The organism is Crocosphaera sp. XPORK-15E, assembly GCF_034931425.1.
Taxonomy (GTDB): Bacteria; Cyanobacteriota; Cyanobacteriia; order Cyanobacteriales; family Microcystaceae; genus UHCC-0190.
The window spans coordinates 42,464-59,426 of record NZ_JAYGHQ010000020.1 but is presented as its reverse complement, the minus strand read 5'-3'; the positions used below and the strand labels follow the sequence as shown (position 1 = coordinate 59,426).

Annotated in this window: 14 protein-coding genes; 9 read left to right on the top strand and 5 right to left on the bottom strand. The window is 38.3% G+C overall.

The genetic code is table 11. The features are described 5' to 3' along the window. Positions 1 to 43: 43 nt before the first annotated feature. Positions 44 to 1,342, bottom strand: a complete 1,299-nt coding sequence (locus VB691_RS20950; RefSeq protein ID WP_323293469.1) for a homoserine dehydrogenase — start codon at positions 1,340 to 1,342, stop codon at positions 44 to 46. A gap of 170 nt (positions 1,343 to 1,512) precedes the next feature. On the opposite strand from VB691_RS20950, the gene VB691_RS20945 reads away from it, so the two are divergent. Then, positions 1,513 to 2,076 (top strand): Uma2 family endonuclease, encoded by a 564-nt coding sequence (locus tag VB691_RS20945; protein WP_323293468.1) that lies wholly within the window; start codon positions 1,513 to 1,515, stop codon positions 2,074 to 2,076. 38 nt (positions 2,077 to 2,114) lie between these two features. Here the strand turns inward: VB691_RS20945 and VB691_RS20940 are convergent, their stop codons facing one another. Both VB691_RS20940 and VB691_RS20935 read right to left on the bottom strand, forming a co-directional pair. Then, positions 2,115 to 2,744, bottom strand: coding sequence for a Uma2 family endonuclease (locus VB691_RS20940; protein WP_323293467.1), 630 nt, complete (start codon positions 2,742 to 2,744; stop codon positions 2,115 to 2,117). Between the two features lie 23 nt (positions 2,745 to 2,767). Further along, positions 2,768 to 3,682 (bottom strand): alpha/beta fold hydrolase, encoded by a 915-nt coding sequence (locus tag VB691_RS20935; RefSeq protein ID WP_323293466.1) that lies wholly within the window; start codon positions 3,680 to 3,682, stop codon positions 2,768 to 2,770. A 238-nt stretch (positions 3,683 to 3,920) separates the two neighbouring features. Between VB691_RS20935 and infC the strand changes: the two genes are divergently transcribed. The 4 genes from infC to VB691_RS20915 all read left to right on the top strand — a co-directional run bounded on the left by infC (position 3,921) and on the right by VB691_RS20915 (position 7,168). Then, on the top strand, positions 3,921 to 4,457 hold the full coding sequence (gene infC, locus VB691_RS20930) for a translation initiation factor IF-3 (RefSeq protein ID WP_323293465.1): 537 nt from the start codon (positions 3,921 to 3,923) through the stop codon (positions 4,455 to 4,457). A gap of 176 nt (positions 4,458 to 4,633) precedes the next feature. Continuing rightward, the gene (locus tag VB691_RS20925; protein WP_323293464.1) at positions 4,634 to 5,044 is read left to right on the top strand and encodes a DUF6174 domain-containing protein; all 411 of its coding nucleotides are present in this window, start codon (positions 4,634 to 4,636) and stop codon (positions 5,042 to 5,044) included. A gap of 16 nt (positions 5,045 to 5,060) precedes the next feature. Continuing rightward, entirely contained in the window at positions 5,061 to 6,782 is a 1,722-nt protein-coding gene (locus tag VB691_RS20920; RefSeq protein WP_323293500.1) for a diflavin flavoprotein, read from the top strand. 215 nt (positions 6,783 to 6,997) lie between these two features. Continuing rightward, positions 6,998 to 7,168 carry a hypothetical protein gene (locus tag VB691_RS20915; protein ID WP_323293463.1) on the top strand — a complete coding sequence of 57 codons (171 nt, stop codon included), beginning with the start codon at positions 6,998 to 7,000 and terminating at the stop codon, positions 7,166 to 7,168. A 1,642-nt stretch (positions 7,169 to 8,810) separates the two neighbouring features. Here VB691_RS20915 and VB691_RS20910 read toward each other — a convergent pair. Continuing rightward, complete coding sequence (locus tag VB691_RS20910; protein WP_323293462.1) at positions 8,811 to 11,612, bottom strand: protein kinase domain-containing protein; 2,802 nt, start codon at positions 11,610 to 11,612, stop codon at positions 8,811 to 8,813. A gap of 287 nt (positions 11,613 to 11,899) precedes the next feature. Beyond that, complete coding sequence (locus tag VB691_RS20905; protein ID WP_323293461.1) at positions 11,900 to 12,322, bottom strand: DUF29 domain-containing protein; 423 nt, start codon at positions 12,320 to 12,322, stop codon at positions 11,900 to 11,902. A gap of 108 nt (positions 12,323 to 12,430) precedes the next feature. On the opposite strand from VB691_RS20905, the gene VB691_RS20900 reads away from it, so the two are divergent. The 4 genes from VB691_RS20900 to VB691_RS20885 all read left to right on the top strand — a co-directional run bounded on the left by VB691_RS20900 (position 12,431) and on the right by VB691_RS20885 (position 16,961). Next, positions 12,431 to 12,871, top strand: a complete 441-nt coding sequence (locus tag VB691_RS20900; RefSeq protein WP_323293460.1) for a Fur family transcriptional regulator — start codon at positions 12,431 to 12,433, stop codon at positions 12,869 to 12,871. 46 nt (positions 12,872 to 12,917) lie between these two features. Beyond that, positions 12,918 to 14,609, top strand: coding sequence for a DUF3685 domain-containing protein (locus tag VB691_RS20895; RefSeq protein ID WP_323293459.1), 1,692 nt, complete (start codon positions 12,918 to 12,920; stop codon positions 14,607 to 14,609). Between the two features lie 134 nt (positions 14,610 to 14,743). After that, positions 14,744 to 16,624: an ATP-dependent zinc metalloprotease FtsH gene (ftsH, locus tag VB691_RS20890; RefSeq protein WP_323293458.1), complete on the top strand. Its 1,881-nt coding sequence runs from the start codon at positions 14,744 to 14,746 to the stop codon at positions 16,622 to 16,624. A gap of 4 nt (positions 16,625 to 16,628) precedes the next feature. Next, positions 16,629 to 16,961, top strand: a complete 333-nt coding sequence (locus VB691_RS20885) for an STAS domain-containing protein (RefSeq protein ID WP_323293499.1) — start codon at positions 16,629 to 16,631, stop codon at positions 16,959 to 16,961. The last annotated feature ends 2 nt before the right edge of the window (positions 16,962 to 16,963 follow it).

Sequence of the window (16,963 nt, the reverse complement as noted above, 5' to 3'; positions counted from 1 at the left end):
CAAGGACAGAAATAAGACCAATAACCGTTCACTACTCACTGATCTATAAAACCCGTAAAATACTCGGAATATCTGCGATCGCCTCTAGATTCCGAATTTCATCTAAGGCAGTACGGAAGTTACCCTCACAAACATTGTGAGTGACGACGACAATTTCTGCTTGTTCCTCTTGAAAGCCAATTTGTACCACCGACTCTAAACTAACGCAATGATCGCCAAAGGCAGTCCCTAAATGACCGATCACCCCCGGTAAATCTTTGGTAAGGAAACGGGCATAAAAGCGGGTTTCTATTTGTTCTATGGGAGTAATTTGGCAAAAATGCTGATGAACACAACTTAATAAGGGATCAAGGCTGTTATTAAGTCCGCTACTCTTGAGAATGGCCACAATATTCATGATATCGGAAACCACCGCGCTTGCTGTTGGCCCCGCCCCGGCCCCTGGCCCATAAAACATGACTTGTCCCAAGGGGTTGCCTTCCACTAAAACCGCATTGTACACCCCATTAATACTGGCTAGGGGGTGAGTTTTGGAGACTAGGGTAGGATGTACCCGTAATTGTAATTGATCGGAGGCTGAACCCCCTGATCCTTTCGCAATGGCCAGGAGTTTAATGACAAATCCTAGTCTATCGGCATAAGTGATATCTGCCGCGCTAACCTGACGAATACCTTCACAATGGACATCTTCCCGCTTTACCCGTCCCCCAAACCCCAAAGAGGCTAAAATGGCGATTTTATCGGCTGCATCTAACCCGTCTACGTCGGCGGTGGGATCGGCTTCAGCATAGCCTAAATTTTGGGCCTCGGCTAAGACTTCCCCAAAATCTGCCCCCTCTGTGGTCATTTGGGTCAAAATATAGTTAGTCGTGCCGTTGATAATGCCAATAATACTGGTGATCCGGTTGGCCCCTAGGGACTGTTTTAGAGGTTTAATAATGGGAATACCTCCCGCGACAGCCGCTTCTAAAAGAACGTAAACCCCCGCTTGATTGGCTGCTTCGTAGATTTCATCCCCATAACGGGCAATAACCGCTTTATTGGCCGTGACAACGTGCTTTTTCTGGGAAATAGCTTGTAAAATCAGCGATCGCGCTGGTTCGAGTCCCCCTAATAATTCCACCACAATGTCAATCTCAGGATCATTGACTACTGCTTCTAAGTCAGTCGTCATGATCTCTGGTAAGAATTGCACTTGACGGGGTTTATCCAGCGATCGCACTCCCACTTTATGAATCGTAATATCTTGTAATAAGGGGTTACGTCCCGCAGGATCTAAGATAATTTGTGCGGTTCCCGTTCCCACTGTTCCCAAACCGAGTAAACCGATCTTGAAGGCCACTTATGTTACTCCTGTTGTCGTCTTCTTGATCTAGATTAGCGGTTTGTTGTCCCTAGTTGTTGAAGATCGCTATTTTTTCTTTTTTTGATTATTATGTTTGATAAGCATAGGTTAGGAATATGGATTATAATTAACTTATTCATTAACTTAAAATATATTTCAACTTTTTTATGATACAAACCTCTAATAAATCCTTAACATTAGACGAATTTCTGCAACTTCCAGAAACGAAACCCACTCAAGAATATATCAATGGTCAAATTCTTCAAAAACCCATGCCCCAAGGAAAACATAGTCGCATTCAAGCCGAGTTAATCATCGCTATTAATGCTATTAGTAAACCACAAAAAATTGCTTATGCCTTTCCAGAATTACGCTGTACTTTTGGAGAAAGATCTATTGTTCCTGATGTAGTTGTTTTGCGTTGGTCAAGAATACCCTGTGATAAAGATGGAGATATTGCTAATATTTGTTTAACCTATCCAGACTGGACAATTGAGATTTTATCTCCTAATCAAAACCAGATTAAAGTTATGGGAAATATCCTTTATTGTCTCAATCATGGTACTTATTTGGGTTGGTTAATTGATCCTGAAACAAAATCTATTCTTGTCTTTCTTCCTCAACAACAACCCTTATTCTTAGAAAATTCAAAAGATAATTTACCCGTTCCTGAATTTTTAGCTGAATTAAAATTAACTGTTGGGGATATTTTTAATTGGTTAAAACTCTGAAAATAATGAATAAATAAAGCAAATTTATGATTTACCCATTAGCTATTATTTCGTAACCATTGACGGAACTCATTAACTAAAGCATTTTCTCCCATTTCTCCCCGTCTTTTAAGGAATCTTAAAATAAGCGACTTAGACAAAATAGGCAAAACCTTAGAAAATTCTTGTTCCTCATAACCTCCTTCCTTTAAACAATAAATAAACAATTCTTGACCATCAAACCGCCAGATTTCTCCAATTCCCAAAGCCTCATAAATACTTAAGCGATTTAAAGAACTACTGGTAATATCAATCTCAATAGCTAAATCAGGCGCAGGGTCAACATTAAAATCAAAATTGATTTTACCTCGTATTAATACCTCATTAGTGATGTAATAACACTCATCCGGTTCGATGCCTTTTCGTAAATCTTCTCTACTCAAAGTAGTAGAACAAAGACTTAATATTTCTAATCCTAATACCTCCGTCGTTGTTTGTACCAATCTTCCTAAAAACCCTTTATTGATTTCATGTTCAGGTAAAGGAGTCATAATTTCTAATATTCCTTGGTCATAGGTTAATTTTTTACTAGGATTTTCCGCTAAATCTAAAGCCAAACCTTGATAGGTTTCCCAACGTACTCCTGTTAATAGGATTCTGGTTTCTGTTTTTAGTAAAGTTTTTGTCATGATTTTTAAGCAATAAGTAACGATTAATAGTTAACTAACTTCAACCAATCTAATAAAATAGAATTAAATCGATCAGGACATTCATCATGAGGACAATGGCCAGCATGATCTAATTCTACCAAAGTAATTTTAGGATTTAATTGAGCAAATTGAGCCGCTAAAGAAAAAGGAACCAAACGATCTTGACGACCCCAAACTAATAATATAGGAATTTTAAAATCAGGTAAAACGTCCTTAACAACCGGGGCATAACCAGGCTTTCTTAACCCTTCAAACAACAAACAAAATGCCCTAGCAGCCCCTTCATCTTGGGGTGGAATAGCAATAATATCAACTAACTCATCAGTCACAGCAGATTTATCATAATAAGCTAACCCGATCCAAGGACGAATAATCTGAGGACGACGAATAATATTAAACAATCCTTTTAATAATAAAGGGGGCGCAAATAATCCTTCTATGGTATTAATAATAGGACGTAAAACCTTGGGAATCATTTCCTGTCTTAAAGAAACATCCGGTAAACTTAACATGACAATACTCGCCACCATTTCAGGGTATTTAGACGCGGCAGTTAAACACACCAAAGAACCGATAGAATTACCAACTAAAATAACAGGTTTACCAATAAAAGTTTGCCAAAAATCATGAATTTGTTCCACCCAAAGATCAATCGTGTAATCCGCCGCCGCTTTTTTTGATCCCCCAAACCCCAATAAATCTAAAGCATAAACCCGATAATCCTGCGCTAAAATTGGCATATTATGCCGCCAATGTTCGATCGCCGCCCCAAACCCATGAAGAAGAATCATGGAGGGTTGAGATTCCGTCAACTTTCCTGCCCCAGAGGGTAAAAAAGTATAACGGATGGGCCAACCGCGCCAAATCCAGTCCCGTTGCCGTCCGATCCGCATTTCCCAAGGTTGTTGATAACTCACCCACTTCGCCTGTCATAAATCTTTACACCTTTTCATTTTACGATAGTCCTAGGAAGGATTAAACTAGGGGAAAGACGGGAGGGTTGTCTCTAAAAAAGATAAGTCCCCCAAACTTAGAAAATAAAATTAATAAATCCAGACAGAACCTGGTAGAAAATCAGTAAAATAAAACAAGCTACTGAAAAGCATTAATCTACTAAAGTTCATTCATCCAACCGAGAGACATTAACAAACGCCTGTGATAGATAAAAGACGCACACAACGCGATCTCCCCAAAATCAACGAAAGAATCCGCTTCCCCGAAATTCGAGTCATCGATAGTGATGGCTCACAAGTCGGGGTAGTCACTCCTGAAGAAGCCTTAAAAATCGCTCAGGAGAGAGAATTAGACTTGGTTTTGGTTAGTGAAACCGCTAAACCCCCTGTTTGCCGAATTATGGACTACGGCAAGTACAAATTTGAACAGGAGAAAAAAGCCAGGGAAGCGAAGAAAAAACAGCATACTGCTGATGTTAAAGAAGTAAAGATGCGCTATAAAATTGACGAACATGATTATCAAGTGCGAGTCAATCAGGCCCAACGCTTTCTTAAATCTGGTGATAAAGTAAAAGCGACGATTACCTTTCGGGGTAGAGAAATTCAACACTCTAATTTAGCTCAAGATTTACTAGATCGCATGGCTAATGATTTGAAAGATTTGGCTGATATTCAACAGGCCCCAAAACGGGAAGGAAGAAACATGATGATGTTACTCAGTCCCAAAAAATTAAGTTAGGCTAATTGAAATCTTAAATCTGGATTGACAGGCGTGCTATGGTGCGTCTGTCTTTGTTTAATATAGGGAATACTGAATAATTAGGAGAATCAGAATTGATGATAAACAACAGACAAATGAGGTCTTTTTTAATCTTAACTCTGATAGGATTAGCAATAGTAATCTGTGTAAAAATAATGCCAGTTAATGCTAATTCTCAAGAAAGTTCTCAACTAATCACAGAATTACAAAAAAATCGTGAATTATGGCGATCGCAACCCCTCAAAAACTATCAATATAACTATCAACAACAGTGTTTTTGTCCCTCTCCAGGTAATACTCCTCTCAAAGTCTCGGTTAAAAATGGTAAAATTACTCAAGTTATCGACCTAAAAACCAATCAAGCGATCGCTGATTTAACATACCCCAAAACGATTCAACAACTATTTCAAATCATAGCAGAGGCAATTGAAAAAAAAGCGTATGAAATTTTAGTCACCTATCATTCTACCTTGGGTTATCCCACTCGTATCGCCATTGACTATCAAAAAATGTTAGCCGATGATGAAGTCACTTATACCGTCGAAAATCTCAGTAAACTTGATTAATGAGTCAAAAAAAATGATGATTAAACCGAGAGATGTCCAAGCTTGTCCCATTGGTTTTGAAACCATTGTTTTGCGATCGCGTACCTGGGATCGCTTAAAATTTGAAATTGAATATGGACTACAACGGGGAACTACCGCCAATTCCTATCTAATTCAAGCAGATAAAATTGCTTTATTTGATCCTCCTGGTGAATCTTTTACCGAGATTTTTTTAAAGGCAATTAAACAGCGCATTGATCCAAAAACCATTGATTATGTAATTCTCAGTCATGTTAACCCCAACCGAGGGGAAACTATCAAAGCCTTATTAGAAATTGCTCCTCAAATTACCGTAGTTTGTTCTAATCCAGGGGCGATGTTATTACCAAATATTTTATTACCCCAATTTCCTGAGCAATTAAAAGTAGTTAAAGGAGAAGAAACCTTAGATTTAGGGCAAGGGCATCAATTAGAATTTATTCCCACCCCAAACCCCCGTTATCCGGCCCAACTCTGTACTTATGATCCCAAAACAGCAATTCTTTACACCGATAAATTATTTGGGGCCCATGTTTGCGGTGATCAAATCTTTGATGAAGGTTGGACAGTTTACGCCGAAGATCGACGTTATTATTTTGATTGTTTAATTGCCCCTTATGGTAAACAAATTGCCACAGGATTAGAAAAATTAAGCCGTAAACCTGCAAAAATTTACGCCACAGGCCACGGCCCCTTAGTCAAATATGGGTTAACAGAATTAACATTCTCCTATGAACAATGGTTAAAGGCGCAAAAATCTCAAGAATTGAGTGTAGCCTTGATTTATGCCTCTGCTTATGGCAATACGGCTGTTTTAGGCCAAGCGATCGCCAGTGGGATCACAAAGGCCGGGGTTAGGGTAGACTCTATCAATGCAGAAGCGGCCGAACCCGACGAAATTAAAGAAGCAATTCGTCAATGTTCAGGCTTTATTTTTGGTTCCCCTACCCTTGGTGGCCACGCCCCGACTCAGATACAAACCGCCTTGGGCATTACTTTGGCCAATGCTGATAAAACCAAACTGGCCGCGGTTTTTGGTTCCTACGGCTGGAGTGGGGAAGCGATCGACCTCTTAGAAGGTAAAATTCGGGATGGGGGGTATCAGTTCGGTTTTGACCCCATCAGGGTTAAATTTACGCCCACAGAGGCGACTTTGAAAACCTGTGAAGAAGCAGGGACAGATTTTGCCCAAACCATCAAAAAAGCTCAAAAAAGCCGCAAACCTAAGTCTTCTGTTAATGAGTCCCAAACAGCGCGAACAGAACAAGCTTTAGGGCGCATTGTGGGTTCTTTATGTATTGTTACTTGTCAACAGGGAGAAGTAAACGGGGCGATGTTAGCTTCTTGGGTTTCTCAAGCAACCTTTAACCCTCCTGGTTTTACTGTTGCGGTGGCGAAAGAACGGGCGATCGAGTCTTTATTACATAAGGGTAGTTCTTTTGTTTTAAATATTCTTAAAGAAGGGAATCATTTGGGTTTAATGAAACAGTTTCTTAAGCCTTTTTCTCCTGGAGAAGATCGCTTTGCTGAGGTTAAAATTGAGACTGCTGAGAATGGTTCTCCTATTTTACAAGATGCTTTGGCTTATTTGGAATGTACTGTCGGCGATCGCATGGAATGTGGCGATCATTGGGTAATTTATGGAGTGGCGAAAAAGGGTAAAGTTTTAGAAGATGGTGTAACGGCTGTTCATTATCGGAAGTCTGGTAATCATTATTAATCTAAGGGGCGTTTGATAACGTAGAAATTATCTGCTCAAACCCTTAAGGCTTAAGCTACACAAACAAAACCCTTAAGGGTTTAATTTAGCCTCCGAAGGGAGGCTTAGTTTTTATAGTATCAGGCTTCAGCCTATCTCTAGGTATTCATTTAGCAGAACAAGTTCGCCATAATGAATATTATTAATCTAAATCTCAAACTCGTGGAGAAATAACAATGACAGATCCAATTACAATCTTAACAGCAAGCGCGATCGCTGATTTAGCTTTTCGTAAGTTTATTGAGTCGGGAACGGGGGAACTTGCTAAGAAGTTTACAGCAGAAGCGATCGCTCATCAGATTAATATTGGTAAAATTCAGGATAAACGACGATTGATTATTGCATAAATATTGTAGGAGCAAATTGCGTTTGCCCTAAAGTCATGATTAAAATTGTATGATTAAATGTAGTTTACCTTAAGCCTATTATTGATGAGTGTCATAAATTGAGGGCGAATGTAATTTGCCCCTACAGTAATGTATCAGCAAGCATTAGATAATAAACATCTCAATATTCTAAATACTTTATTTTGGTTAAAATTGATTAAATAATGGACTATAATTGATTTTGTGCATAAACATTGTAGGGGAAAATTGCGTTTGCCCTAAAGTCATGATTAAAATTGTATAGTTAAATATTGTTTACCCTAAGCCTATTATTGATGAATGCCATAAATTGAGGGCGAATGCAATTCGCCCCTATAGTAATGTATCAGCAAGCATTAGGTAATAAACATCTCAATATTCTAAATACTTTATGTTTTTTTAAATTGATTAAATGATGGATTATAATTGATTTTGTGCATAAATATTGTAGGGGCAAATTGCGTTTGCCCTAAAGTTATGATTAAAATTGTATGATTAAATGTGGTTTACCCTAAGCTTATTATTGATGAATGTTATAAATTGAGGGCGAATGCAATTCATTCCTACAGTAATGTATCAGTAAGCATTAGGTACTTAAGATTTTAATATTCTAAATACTTTATTTTGGTTAAAATTGATTAAATAATGGACTATAATTGATTTTGTACATAAATATTGTAGGGACAAATTGCGTTTGTCCTAAAGTCATGATTAAAATTGTATGATTAAATGTGGTTTACCCTAAGCTTATTATTGATGAATGTTATAAATTGAGGGCGAATGCAATTCATTCCTACAGTAATGTATCAGTAAGCATTAGGTACTTAAGATTTTAATATTCTAAATACTTTATTTTGGTTAAAATTGATTAAATAATGGACTATAATTGATTTTGTACATAAATATTGTAGGGGCAAATTGCGTTTGCCCTAAAGTCATGATTGAGATTGTATAGTTAAATGTTGTTTACCCTAAGTTTATTATTGATGAGTGTCATAAATTGAGGGCGAATGCAATTCGCCCCTACAGTAATATATCAAAAAACATTAGGTAATAAACATCTCAATATTCTAAATACTTTATTATGCTTAAAATTGATTAAATAATGGACTATGATTGATTTTGTGCATAAATATTGTAGGGGCAAATTGCGTTTGCCCTAAAGTCATGATTGAGATTGTATAGTTAAATGTTGTTTACCCTAAGCCTATTATTGATGAGTTTCATAAATTAAGGGTGAATGCAATTCATCCCTATAGTAATGTATCAGCAAACATTAAGTAATCAACATTTTCATACTTAAGACGCTTTACTTGGGGTAAGAATGTTACAAATGCGAATACTTCTGCATTGCGATACAGAAACATTGTTAAGCATTCTCTAAGCACTTGCACAACAAGCAGAGTTACCCGCGTTTAACACAGAATTAGCGTTGACTATGCTAGAACTATTAGAGAGCAATCCAGAATTATTGTCACAAGCACGAATATTAGTAGCGTCTTAACTAGGGTTTATTTGATTATGTGATGGACTATGATTGGTGTTTAATAATAGTTTGTTGTAATGCAAAATAATCATAGTATTCATTCAATCATTTTAATCATAGTTTAGACTGGTTATGTGATTATGTGATAGACTCTGAACCCCCTAATTGTACCTTCCACAACCTAACAACTCCATCATTATCCCCAGAAACTAAAAAAGAACCATCCCCACTAAAAGCGATACTATTAACACAATTAGTATGACCTTGAATTAACTGAACTAATTCCCCTGAAACCAAATCCCAAAGGGCAATCATATTATCTTGTCCCCCTGAAGCAATGTAATGGCCATCCTGACTAAAAGCCACACATTTTACATAACTCAAATGACCTTTAAACTTATGAATTTGTTTACCAGAAATAACGTGCCATAATCTAACCGTTTTATCCCAACTAATCGAAGCAACAAATTGACCATCAGGACTAAAGGTAACACCCTCTACATTATACTTATGACCTTCTAATTGTTGCACTTGTTGCCCTGAACTTACTTCCCATATTTTAACCGTTTTATCATCACTAGCACTGGCAATTAATTGACTATCAGGACTAAATGCAACCCCTTCAATATCATCTAAATGACCTTGAAGAATACGAGTAGGTTTACTTCCCTTAAGACTCGGCCACCCTGACGAAATATCCCACAAACAAACCTTTTTATCCCAACCTCCCGACGCAACCCATTGACCATTGGGACTAACAGCAACACTTCTCACCCAATTTTGATGACCTTGCAACACACGGGAACATTTACCGCTTTGGACATCCCATAACCGTAGAGTCCCGTCCCAACTTCCCGATACTAAACACTCACTATCAGGGGAAAAAACCACACTAGACACTGCATCTTCATGACCCCGCAGGATATGAACCTCTCGCCGTTCTATGATATCCCAGAGACGAATTGTCCAGTCATTGTTCCCTGTCGCTACCCAACGACCATCAGCACTACAAGCCACACTATACACCCAATTAGTGTGTTGATGGAGTTGCTCGACATTTTCCCCCTTGATCACATCCCAAAGACGTACAGTATAGTCAGCAGACCCAGACATTAGATAATTGTTATCGGGACAATAGGCGATCGCAGTAATAGAGTTCCAATGGCCTTCTAGTTGTTGCGTTTCTTGTCTATTTACTAAGGACCAAACCCGAATTGTTTTATCATTAATACTGGAACCAGAGGCTAAATATTGATCATTTTTAGCAAAACTTAAGGCCGTTATCCAGTCGCTATGACCTTCTAATACTTGTTGTAATTTACCTGATGTTACGTCCCATAAACGGATAGTGCGATCGCGTCCTCCTGATGCTAATAATTTCCCATTATGACTAAAGATTAAACTTTCTATGGCCCTGGAATGACCTTCTAAACATCGCCATTCTTGTCCAGATATAGCTCCCCAAATTCTAATAGTTCCATCATAGCAACCTGAAGCCACAAATTGACCATCTTCACTCGCTGCAACTCTTGTTACCCAACCCATCGGTTCTGCTAATTCATGGCGTTTTTCTCCGGTTTTAGTATCCCATAATATTAAGGTTTCATCGCAACTTCCAGAGACTAATAATGACCCATCTTTATTAAAAGCAACATCATTAATTTTTTTAGAATGACCTTGTAATTGTCTTAATAATTTTCCTTTTGTTAGATCCCAAAGATAAATATTTTGTTGCCAAACTAAGGCTAATAATTTTTGATTTTGACTCACCGTACCACCGTGGGTAGGACAGTCAATTTCCCAATGGGTAATATGGCTATTAAAATCGAGTAAAGATGCCCCTGCTGCGGACAAAACTAACACTTCATTATTATTAATAGGAATAACTTTTTTGATACATCCTTTACCGAGTCTTTGGGTCATTCCCTGTTGTTTTAATAAGGGCAAAATAAATTGTCCTTGTAAGGTTTCAATACTTTTAATCTCAATAGAAATATGATTATCATTGCTTTCTTGTCTTTGTTCCCACCATTGTTTTACAGTTTGTGGGCGATCTTTTCGTTGTATTTTTAACGCATTTGTAATCAATATATGCCAAGGGTATTCTAAGCCTTCTGGTTGCCAAGTATCACTTTCTAAGATGCGAGTCATGGCCGGTGGTGGTAACTTTCCCGTTAACATTTCATAGAGGATCATCCCTACTTCAAAAATATCACTTTCTGGGCCAACTTCTCCCCCTGACATAATTTCTGGGGCCGCATAGCATTCTGTAAAGGAACGAGTTCTTTTTCGTCTAGCATCCGTCGCTAAAGTCGCTGCCCCAAAATCAATTAAAATTAATTTATCATCGGGGGTTAATATCATGTTTTCTGGTTTTAAATCTAGATGATAAATACCTGCTTCATGAATGGTCATTAAAGCATAAACTAACTGTCCTATTAAGGTTTCTACTCTTTCAGGAGATAGTTTATTTTCTGGTTGGTTTTCTAATTCTTTTAATAAGGTTTTTCCTTGCACTAACTCCATTACTAAATAAGCTGTATCTCTTTCTTCAAATAAGTCCCTTACTTTCACAACATTGGGATGTTGTAACTGCGCTAAAATTCTTCCTTCGTCTAAAAAACGGTATAAACTTCGTTGATAAGCATCTCGATATTTTTGCGGAATAATTAATAGTTTTGTTTCTGTGTTTCGTGATGCGTATTCTACGGGATAAAATTCTTTAATAGCGACAGGATTATTTAATGCGCTATGATGGGCCCGATAGGTGATCCCAAAACTGCCTTTTCCCATCGCGTCATCAAGACAGTAAGTGTGCGATCGCAGTTGGGTTCCCTTGGGTAAGACTTCCTGTAACAATGATAATACCTGCGCCCCGCAGTTGGGACACAATTGGGTATTTTCGGGAAGATCATCAAGGTGACAGTTTAAACAGCGCATTTATTCAATTATTGGTTATCAGTGTTTAATATTTGGGGTAAAGAAGCATTCATAAATGGCTCACTATTCCTATCCCCCCTACTCTCCTTAAAAATGAGGATTTTTTTGCTCCCTTTTCTTGAGAATATCAACGAATTGAGACGATCTAGATCCCGATCTCTGCTGAAAACACTATTATTTAGAATATAGCAATTATGGTATTTATGACGAAGTTGCTGTTGTTTTCTTTGCAAATCTTTAATATTGTTCTGAAAATTTCTGTAATAACCTATATATGATCCTATAATTTAATCAGTGAATAATTCATCCCAAATATAAGGACACTTTTCCGGTAAATTCACAGAATAATCAACTAAAAATTCTCTTTTTGCCCTCTTATAAATTTTCTCTAAATCAATTTTAGCCTGGAGAGATGTCGATAGTAAATCTTCTAATTGTTCTTGAAAATTATTGATCTCTTTTTGCCAATGTTTTCTTGGTTCAAGATCTGGTAAATTATCTAATTTAAGACGATGAATTATAATTTGTTTAATTAAACTATTTGCTGTTCGTAAATCTGTTCTCCCCATACTTTCTAATTCTTTAATTAAATTCTCTAAATCAAGGGTAGAAAATTGACCACAACGTAATTTTTCTATGGTACTTCCTAACCATAAATAATAGTCTTTTTCATATAAAATGTGAAGGGATTTATCAATTGAACTTTTCATGAATTTAATATCTTCCTCCATCAATATAATTTTAACTAGACAATTGTTGTCTCTCTCAGCTAAACTGGTAACGAGTATGTATTAGTAGTATTTTGTAGTATATGTAGTATGATTGATCAGGGAGGAACAACTCAGCCACTGCGATCGCTAGAAGATGCCATAGACCGATGTCAAACCCTAGGAATGCGTGTCAGTCGTCAGCGTCGTTATATCCTAGAATTACTCTGGAAGGTGCAGGAACACCTATCGGCCAGGGAGATTTATGATCGCCTGAATTTAGAAGGCAAAGAGATCGGCCACACTTCAGTATATCAAAATTTAGAGGCTTTATCGAGCCAGGGAATTATTGAATGTTTAGAACGATGTGACGGGAGACTATATGGCAATATTAGTCATTCCCATAGTCATGTTAACTGCCTTGATACAGAACAAATTTTGGATATTCAGATTGAACTCCCGCCAGAAATTATACAACAAATCGAAGCACAAACGGGGGTAAAAGTTACTGACTATCGTATCGATTTTTATGGTTATAAACAGCCAAATTAGTCTAAACTAAACTAGGAATCAAGTAAGCCTTCACCCCGAAAAATTCGTGAGCGATCGCAAAATTAATCTACTTCTTGTTGATGATAACCCCATTTTTTGCTTAGGACTCTCAACGGCCTTAAGTAACTATTCCCAGTGGCAAATTATCGCTCAAACGGATAATCTGACAGATACTTTGACTGAGTTATCCAGGCATACAGTAGATCTCATGATTTTCGAGCCAAATATTGTTGATAAAACTATCACAATTCCTCAATTTTGTCAAGAAGTCAAACAAAATTATCCCCGGCTAAAAATTTGTTTATTCAGTAAATTAGTTAACAATTCTCAACTGCAAACCTTGAAAGAATTGGGAATAGAAGGGTATTGTCATAAAGGTATTCCGATTGAAGATTTAGTTAATCAATTAGATAGAATTATCCAAGGGGAGACAGTTTGGCCGAGTTTAATGGTACCGACTCAACCCAGAGAAAGAATTGCTCATCAACCCTGGTTATCTCGTCTACAAAAATCAGGTCTTGCCCAGATTGATGCGAATATAAACATCATTAATCAAACCCTTAAACAGAGTCCTTTATCTAAGCTAGATCGACTATTTTGGCAAGGCAGAAAACGGGAACTTTTAGCGGCTCATTGGTTAGTAGAAAAATTAATTCCAGTTGAAGTAATTGTGATTAATTCTGAACTATTTTCTCCAGTTTCATCTACTAAGATAAAGCCGTCAGAACCCTTAGAAATAATCCCTTCAATCACTGAATCTACTAACAATTTAACCATTTTTAATAGTACCTTTGATAAGCTGCAAGGTAATCTTAATAATTTAACCAAGATTCCCATAGAGATTGATATTCTTAAACCAGAAATCAAACAAGAATTACTGCTAATTATTTTAAATCAATTTCGTCGTATTTTACAAGATTTAAAATTTGTGGAACCCTTAGCCAAACAATTATCAGAAAATACGGCGGTTGTCCTCCAAAAGATATGGCGAGAATCTGCCTTAACTTTTCTAGGAAAATATTGTGTTGAAAAACAAAAATTTCGTCTCGAAGACATTGAAGACATACTCAATGATTATGAGATTCAGGTAGAAGAAGACATACTCAAAAAAATTCCATTTGTCACAGAATTACTCGATTACTTACTCTTTGAAAATCATCTTATTGTAGAACAAGTTCCTTATCGTCCCGACTCACCAGAAGCCATTGAACAAGGGGAAAAATTTCTACAACACCTCATCATTCAAGTCGCCAACGGTATCACATCTCTCATTTTAAACAACTTTTCGGACAATGAATCTATCAAACAAAAACTCTATAATATAAAAATGGCATCCTCTAGAGAGATCGCTAGATTTCGCAATCAACTGGCCTGGCAATATCGCCAAGAACAATACTGGGGAGAACCCCAGAATATTTTTGAAAGTCGTTATCGTCTCTTTTTTCTAAAAGAAAAGGGGCTAGACTGTACCTATATATATGCCCCACGACAAACCCAACTCGAAAACCTGACCGGACTGCGTTGGAGTGTGACAATTCTCCTAGAAATCCGAGATGCCTTTTCCCCTATTTTACGCTCAATCTTAGCTTCTGCGGGCAATGGATTAGTTTATCTACTAACCCAGGTGATCGGTCGTGGCCTTGGTTTAATCGGTCGTGGCATCCTGCAAGGGGTAGGAAATAGCTTTCAAGAAACATCTTATGGCAAAAAGCGATCAGGGCGAGACTCAAAATCATAAATTCTCTCTAGAATATTCCCCTAGATACCACCTCATCGTTCATAATAAGAGAAGAGCAAATTCTTTCCCAATCGGTTATGAAACATTACTCCTGGCTAACTTCAGTGCAACATTCCTTTCTAAACCCTTCACAGATGAAAAAATGCCCATCTGTGGCACAAAAGCGTTGCCCTCAAGGTCATCGGCCAGGATGGGGTAAATTAATCGGCAGTGGCATTTTCCTACAATTGTTGCTGATGAGTGGCCCCAGTTGGGGACAAACACAACAAGATGAGGCAAGCTACAGTAATTTATTAAGAAACATTGAAGCAGGGAAGGTGAGTCAAGTCGAGATTGATCCCAGACTGCAAAAAGCAAGAGTCACCTTGAAAGGACAAGAAAAACCAGAAGACTCCCTAGAAGTTCCCCTACTCAAAAATAATCCTGAACTGATCAACAAAATTAGAGAACACAATATCCCCTTAGACTACAACCCTTCGACTGATCACTCTGCTGCTGTGGGATCGCTGATTCAAATTGGGGCGATATTCCTAATATTAATCATAGTCATTGCCGTTGTTCGTCGCTCGGCCAATGCCTCAGGCCAAGCCATGAATTTTAGTAAATCTCGGGCCCGCTTTCAAATGGAAGCCAAAACAGGCATCACCTTTGGAGATGTGGCCGGTATTGATGAAGCTAAAGAAGAATTAGAAGAAGTTGTTACCTTCCTTAAACAACCGGAAAAATTTACGGCGATCGGGGCTAAAATTCCCAAAGGGGTTTTGTTAGTGGGGCCTCCAGGTACAGGAAAAACCCTCTTAGCTAAGGCGATCGCCGGAGAGGCCGGGGTTCCCTTTTTCAGCATTTCTGGTTCAGAATTTGTGGAAATGTTCGTCGGGGTTGGGGCCTCACGGGTCAGAGATTTATTCAAAAAAGCCAAAGAAAACGCCCCTTGTCTCGTTTTTATTGATGAAATTGATGCAGTGGGCCGTCAAAGGGGTGTGGGCTATGGTGGAGGCAACGATGAACGAGAGCAAACCCTCAACCAACTGCTAACGGAAATGGATGGGTTTGAAGGCAATACCGGAATTATTATTATTGCGGCCACCAACCGTCCCGATGTCTTGGATATGGCCTTATTACGGCCTGGCCGATTTGATCGACAGGTAATGGTAGATTATCCCGATCTTAAAGGACGAGTCGGCATTCTCGATGTTCACTCCCGTAATAAGAAACTCGGTGATGATATTTCCCTCGAAGCCGTGGCCCGACGTACTCCAGGCTTTACGGGGGCAGATTTAGCGAACTTGCTCAACGAAGCGGCAATTTTTACCGCCAGACGACGGAAAGAAGCCATAACCATGATGGAAATTAACGATGCCATTGATCGGGTGGTGGCCGGAATGGAAGGAACCCCTTTGGTGGATAGTAAGAGTAAGCGACTCATTGCCTATCATGAAATTGGCCATGCTTTGGTGGGAAGTTTGGCTGCTGGCCATGATCCTGTTGAAAAAGTGACCCTAGTTCCCAGAGGACAAGCAAAGGGTTTAACTTGGTTTACCCCGGACGAAGAATCTGGGTTAATCACTCGTAATCAATTATTGGCGAGAATTGCCGGATTATTGGGAGGAAGGGCCGCTGAGGAGCTAGTTTTTGGGGAAGATGAAGTGACAACAGGGGCCGGCAATGATATCGAAAAAGTGACCTATTTAGCGCGGCAAATGGTGACCAAATTTGGTATGTCGGAACTGGGATTACTCGCCCTAGAAAGCGATAATAATAATTACTCAGGGTATGATGGCAGGGCATCAGGGGAATATTCCCAAGAAATTGCCGCAAAAATTGATCATCAAGTCCGTTCTATTGTGGAAGATTGTCATCAACAAGCGCAAAAAATTATTCAAGAAAATCGTGTCACTGTTGATCAGTTAGTCGATATACTAATTGATCAGGAGACTATAGAGGGAGAAGAATTTCGTGAATTGTTAGCCAAATTTGCTGAACCCTCCGATCAACCCTTAGCAGTTTCTCGTTAACTTAATTCTTAATATGAAAAAAAACGTCAAAGTTTTCCAACCTTCTGGCCTTTTTGATGGCACAAAGTCTGCTCAATTTCGCCAACAAATTAGTGATTCAGTTCAAGCTAATATCCAAATTATTGTGATTGATTTTAAAGATGTTTCCTTCATGGATAGTTCAGGATTAGGGGCTTTGGTGTTATCCTTAAAGACGGTAAGAGCCGCTGGCGCAAACTTGTTCTTGTGTTCTATTAATGAACAGATCTCAATGTTGTTTGAGTTAACCAGTATGGATCGGGTTTTTGAAATTTTTTCGAGTCGAGAAGAATTGGAACAAAAATTGTTAAATAGTTAAAC